The organism is Paenibacillus sp. FSL W7-1287 (genome assembly GCF_038004245.1).
In the GTDB taxonomy this organism is placed as follows: Bacteria; Bacillota; Bacilli; order Paenibacillales; family Paenibacillaceae; genus Pristimantibacillus; species Pristimantibacillus camelliae.
The window spans coordinates 413,873-420,000 of record NZ_JBBORD010000001.1; the positions used below are offsets into that span (position 1 = coordinate 413,873).

The window sequence follows — 6,128 nt, forward strand, 5'->3', positions numbered from 1 at the left end:
ATTAAAAGATATTTAAGATGCTATCGAACAGGCCGGAGAAAAAGTCTCCAATTCCTCTAAAGAACAACTTAAACCATGATGCTTTTTCCGCATCAGCTGTCGTAATTAAATCAACATAATGCTGAGTTTCTACATTGTTATGGTCTACAAATTTATAGGTGAGTGTACCGACCTTTGTTCCTGCTGCAATCGGTGCGACCAATTGATCTTCTGTCTGAATCTCAGCATCGATCAATTCCAGGTTAGCTTCTTTGCCCTTTTCTGTCATCACCGTAATGTCTTTACTTGTTACAACAGGGATTTCTTTATCTACACCTTTTTTTATTTTAACCGTTTCATAGCCTTCTACTACACTTTTTGGTGAGATCACCGTATGTTTATCGAATGTTGCATAAGCATAATTGTATAGGGATGCAGTCTCTTGGAATCTAGCATCCTTCGAGCGTGTATCCATGACTACACTAATATAACGTAGGCCATTACGTTCAACTGTTCCAGCAAAGTTATAACCAGCTGCACTAATAAAGCCTGTTTTTAGTCCGTCAACACCTTCATAGGCTAAATGCTTTAGACCTGATCTATTCACATTTGCACCGAGCATATAGTTAAAGTTAATCATCGGTGCGTCATCGCGTTCACGGAATTTATATTCCTGAAGACCAGAGTATTTCAAGAAATCAGGATACTCCTGTAAAATATGACGCGCGAGTAACGCAACATCTCTTGCAGACATCATCGTTGTATCTTCCAGCCCAGTAACACTAGTGAAAACTGCAGATGTTAAACCAAGCTGCTCTGCTGTCTCATTCATACGATCAATAAAAGCTTGAATGCTTCCTTCTACTGCTATAGCTAGCGCCTTTGTCGCATCATTCGCTGAACCAACGGCCATTGCGATGTAAAGATCTTCAACCGTATGCTGGTCACCAGCTGCAAGATAGATCTGAGATTCAGACGCATGTGTATCTGCGGCTTCAGGTGTTACTGTAATGACTTGATCCCAATTTAATCGACCATTGCCAATTTCCTGCATTACAATATACTCTGTCATCAATTTTGTCATACTTGCAATTGGCAGCGTTTCGTCGGGATTTACTTCGTACATTACTTGACCCGTTTCAAATTCAATTAATATCGCTGATTTCACCTGTAAACCAAGTGAATTTTCAGTACTTGGTCTGTTATTATAGCCAACTGCTCCTGCACGTGGTGCGCTTAAGGCCAATGTAGACACAATTAGCAACGTGCACAGCACAAACATCGACAGTAATCGAATTTTCCCCATCGTTTTTAACACCTTTATTCCCCATTTCCCTTTGGATTGTCCAGCTCTAATTGTAACATACTTCAACATACGAGTTAAACCTTTTAACATCGCGCCACAGTTCCAATTAGATTAGGATTTTCTATTATATGGGCGCAACAAAGAGAAAGCCAGAGCTCGATCCATTATAGGGTCGCCGAGCTCCGGCTTACTTGCGTTTAATATTAAATTATAGAGAGTAGTTTGGCGCTTCTTTCGTAATTTGTACATCATGTGGATGACTTTCACGAAGACCTGCACCGGTAATACGAATAAATTGTGTATCGTTTCTAAGCTCTTCAAGCGTTGCGGTACCACAGTACCCCATACCTGAACGCAAACCACCAATCAATTGGTGAACGGTATCAGCAAGTGGTCCTTTATAGGCAACTCGTCCTTCAATACCTTCTGGAACAAGCTTGCTTTCATTCTCTTGGAAGTAACGATCCTTACTACCAGCCTTCATCGCAGCTAATGAACCCATTCCGCGATATACTTTGTAGCTACGGCCTTGGAAAATTTCAGTTTCTCCTGGGCTTTCAGCTGTTCCAGCAAACAAGCTTCCGATCATAATTGCACTTGCGCCTGCTGCGATGGATTTAGAAATGTCTCCAGAGTATTTAATTCCTCCGTCCGCAATAATAGGAACGTTATACTGTCTAGCTACGGATGCACAATCGTAAATTGCTGTAATTTGAGGTACACCAATCCCTGCAATAACACGGGTTGTACAAATCGATCCAGGGCCAATACCAACCTTAACGACAGATGCACCTGCCTCGATAAGATCACGTGTTGCTTCGCCTGTTGCAACATTACCAGCAATAATCGTTAGGTTAGGGAAGGTATTGCGCAATTCCTTCACCGCATTCAGGATGTTAGAGGAATGTCCGTGTGCAGAGTCGACAACTAGAGCGTCAGCACCTGCAGCAACTAGTGCCGCTGCGCGTTCTTGTGTATCTTTAGAGATACCAATTGCAGCTCCACATAATAGTCGGCCTTGGCTGTCTTTTGCTGCGTTCGGGAATTGAATCGCTTTTTCAATATCCTTAATCGTAATAAGACCTTTTAATGTGTTATCTTCATCGACGATTGGCAGCTTTTCAATTTTATGCTGCTGCAGTATTCCTTCTGCTTGCTGCAGCGTCGTTCCAACTGGTGCAGTTACAAGCTGCTCATGCGTCATGACTTCTTTAATTTTAATTGAATAGTCATGAACAAAGCGTAGATCACGGTTTGTCAGGATACCGACTAATTTTTTATTTTCATCAACAATAGGCACACCAGAGATACGGTACTTGCCCATCAATTCTTCCGCGTCATATACATGATGATCAGGCGTCAATGAGAATGGATTCGTAATAACTCCACTTTCCGAACGCTTAACACGATCCACTTCTTCTGCCTGTTGTGCGATAGTCATGTTTTTGTGGATAATACCCATTCCACCTTCACGAGCTATAGCGATCGCCAATGCAGACTCCGTTACGGTATCCATTCCTGCACTAATCAAAGGAATGTTTAGCTTGACTGTATCGCTCAATCGAACAGATACATCAACAGATCTTGGTAGAATTTCTGATTTGCGAGGAATAAGCAATACGTCGTCAAACGTTAGCCCTTCTTTAGCGAATTTATTTTCCCACACGAGTATGTTCCTCCCTTATTTTCCCTTAGTTTTCTTCTCTCTGAACGTATATTATTGCAATATTATCACTTGAGTTAGGGGCTGTCAATGAGCATAACTGCTGCAAAATCATAGTTTGTAAATAGGCGAAATGTTCAATAAATTAGAAAAAATCAGTCAAATAGGTCGTATGTTCCCTAATTCGTAATTGTAAGCGTTTCATAGCTTGTTCACTACCTTCGAGCTGTTCAACGTGCTTTAGTACTTGCCACTTCTGGTAATTAAGCAGCCATGATGTTAAAGCACCGATGGAGATGATGACCTGAGGTGATGCTAGCTCTACTTTGGTTAGTGTAGCCTTTCCACTGGATGCTATTCGTAGCTCAAAATGTCCATTATTCCATGGTGCATGTTCATCGCTAATTTGTAAAGTGAATATTTCTTCCTGGTCTGAAGGCTCAAATGGATATTGCGCGATAAACGGTTCAACATCAACGATCCGAGCCATAAAGTATGGAATGAGCTCTTGTTTGATCCTTGGATTGTCAAGTCCGTAAGCAAAGCAATCATCTGACGGTGCTGTCCATCTCAAGCGATCAATCATGGAATCATGCTGAGCGATATACAGCATTAGCCGCTGCTGAGCTGCTGCTGTTAATGTTATAAATTCATGAATCGTCATTATACGGTTAGCTACCTCGTAAATCATATATCCATCTAGCTCACCTTGATCATTGTATGCACCAGCGTAAGTTCCAGGCTTTCTCTTCGTAATGCTTTCCTTCCACCACTTATCACCACGTTGGAGCATGCCGTTATAACGTTTCGCATAACGATCATATGTAGTTTGGAGCAGCTGCCAATCCTCTACTCGCTTCACAGTACCAAGATGCTTGCCGCTGAGCTTATTACGCAGTGATGATAAGTGGTCAGCGCTCATTTCGTATTGTTTATACTCAATATAGGTTTCCCAGCCATACTTACGATAAAACGAGAACGAAAATGGATGAAGCATAGAAATGGATTGGCCATTCTCCTTCATCTTCACTAAAAGCTCTTTAAGTATACGTGCAACATATCCATGTCTCCGGTGCTCCGGCCAAGTAGACACACCAGCGATTCCGCCCATGCTGAATAATTCCCCGTTCACATACACATTCAAATGCAATAGCGTTGCCTGTGCGCACAACTGTTCATGTTGAAAAACGCCAACTTGATATACATCGTCCGTTAAAAAGCTTGAACGTCTTTCTTCTAGCTGCTCAGCTGTAAGTGGATATTGAAATGCAAAGGACGAAAGCTTCATGCTCTCTTCAAAATCAGCTGTCGTTAACGCTCGTAGATTCGGACCGTTCATCATAATACCCCCTGATTATAGTTTAGCAGATTATACAAGAACGATTACGACTTGGCAATACTGTCTAATCTTCTTATAGCATGCTAAAAAGCCATACTTATTGATTTCTCACCATTAGCTTACATATCGCTGCCTCATCATCGAATATACTCAATCAGATTCAAATACTCTCTTGAATTACTGCAATGACTTCCTCAGCAAGACAGTTTTATTAATAGATACTGGTTAAAGGTCTATAAATACAATCAAGCTTATACCAGCAACCTGTTACTGCAATGCACATCACACACGTTCTTTTTAAGCTCATTACTCTAAACCTCACCGAATGAGCTCTACGCAATCACCATGCATCAACACTACATCCTACGCACAACAAAAAAAGCCTACTGCATACGCAATAGGCTTCCTTCGTGCTTGGCAACGTCCTACTCTCCCAGGACCCTGCGGTCCAAGTACCATCGGCGCTGAAAGGCTTAACGGTCGTGTTCGAGATGGGTACGCGTGGTTCCCTTTCGCCATCGTCACCAAACGTTGTAGATGCTTCCCAAGTGGCTTGCACCCTCAAAACTGGATATGAAAGTTGTGAATCTCCTTAGCGTTTCAAGCAGAAGCATATGCTTCCGATGTGACTTATGAATCTTCGCTTGCGCTCCGTATTCAAAGTCTGTAGGATAAGCCCTCGACCGATTAGTACTGGTCAGCTCCATGCATTGCTGCACTTCCACCCCCAGCCTATCAACCTCGTCGTCTTCAAGGGGTCTTACTAATTGGGAAATCTCATCTTGAGGGGGGCTTCACGCTTAGATGCTTTCAGCGCTTATCCCTTCCGTACTTGGCTACCCAGCTATGCTTCTGGCGAAACAACTGGTACACCAGCGGTACGTCCATCCCGGTCCTCTCGTACTAAGGACAGCTCCTCTCAAATTTCCTACGCCCGCGACAGATAGGGACCGAACTGTCTCACGACGTTCTGAACCCAGCTCGCGTACCGCTTTAATGGGCGAACAGCCCAACCCTTGGGACCTACTTCAGCCCCAGGATGCGATGAGCCGACATCGAGGTGCCAAACCTCCCCGTCGATGTGGACTCTTGGGGGAGATAAGCCTGTTATCCCCAGGGTAGCTTTTATCCGTTGAGCGATGGCCCTTCCATGCGGTACCACCGGATCACTAAGCCCGACTTTCGTCCCTGCTCGACTTGTAGGTCTCGCAGTCAAGCTCCCTTATGCCTTTACACTCTTCGAATGATTTCCAACCATTCTGAGGGAACCTTTGGGCGCCTCCGTTACTTTTTAGGAGGCGACCGCCCCAGTCAAACTGCCCGCCTGACACGGTCCCTTCACCAGATTCATGGTGACAGGTTAGAACTCCGATACGATCAGGGTGGTATCCCAACGGCGCCTCCACACATGCTGGCGCACATGCTTCATAGGCTCCCACCTATCCTGTACAGATCGTACCAAAGTCCAATATCAAGCTACAGTAAAGCTCCATGGGGTCTTTCCGTCTTGTCGCGGGTAACCTGCATCTTCACAGGTATTAAAATTTCACCGGATCTCTCGTTGAGACAGCGCCCAATTCGTTACGCCATTCGTGCGGGTCAGAATTTACCTGACAAGGAATTTCGCTACCTTAGGACCGTTATAGTTACGGCCGCCGTTTACTGGGGCTTCGGTTCATAGCTTCGGGTTACCCCTAACCACTCCCCTTAACCTTCCAGCACCGGGCAGGCGTCAGCCCGTATACTTCGTCTTACGACTTCGCACAGACCTGTGTTTTTGCTAAACAGTCGATTGGGCCTTTTCACTGCGGCCCCCTCGGGCGATTAACCCTACCGGGGCA

At 44.3% G+C, this 6,128-nt stretch carries 3 protein-coding genes and 2 rRNA genes (1 of these 5 cut by a window edge); all 5 read right to left on the reverse strand.

The annotated features are described in order from the left end of the window. Position 1: 1 nt before the first annotated feature. The gene (locus NSQ99_RS01960) at positions 2 to 1,354 is read right to left on the reverse strand and encodes a D-alanyl-D-alanine carboxypeptidase family protein (protein WP_340834691.1); all 1,353 of its coding nucleotides are present in this window, start codon (positions 1,352 to 1,354) and stop codon (positions 2 to 4) included. A 139-nt stretch (positions 1,355 to 1,493) separates the two neighbouring features. After that, a complete protein-coding gene (gene guaB / locus NSQ99_RS01965; RefSeq protein ID WP_251670188.1) occupies positions 1,494 to 2,951 on the reverse strand; it encodes an IMP dehydrogenase in 1,458 nt (485 codons plus the stop codon). Positions 2,952 to 3,093: 142 nt separating this feature from the next. Then, on the reverse strand, positions 3,094 to 4,290 hold the full coding sequence (locus NSQ99_RS01970) for a GNAT family N-acetyltransferase (RefSeq protein WP_340834693.1): 1,197 nt from the start codon (positions 4,288 to 4,290) through the stop codon (positions 3,094 to 3,096). A 409-nt stretch (positions 4,291 to 4,699) separates the two neighbouring features. Beyond that, a 5S ribosomal RNA gene (rrf, locus tag NSQ99_RS01975) occupies positions 4,700 to 4,816 on the reverse strand. Positions 4,817 to 4,954: 138 nt separating this feature from the next. After that, positions 4,955 to 6,128: ribosomal RNA gene (locus NSQ99_RS01980) — 23S ribosomal RNA — on the reverse strand; it runs 1,885 nt beyond the window's last position.

Bases quoted from the DNA above. Each gene is read 5' to 3' on its own strand.
- NSQ99_RS01970 (WP_340834693.1), bottom strand. From the start codon at position 4,290: ATGATGAACGGTCCGAATCTACGAGCGTTAACGACAGCTGATTTTGAA.
- NSQ99_RS01960 (WP_340834691.1), bottom strand. From the start codon at position 1,354: ATGTTGAAGTATGTTACAATTAGAGCTGGACAATCCAAAGGGAAATGG.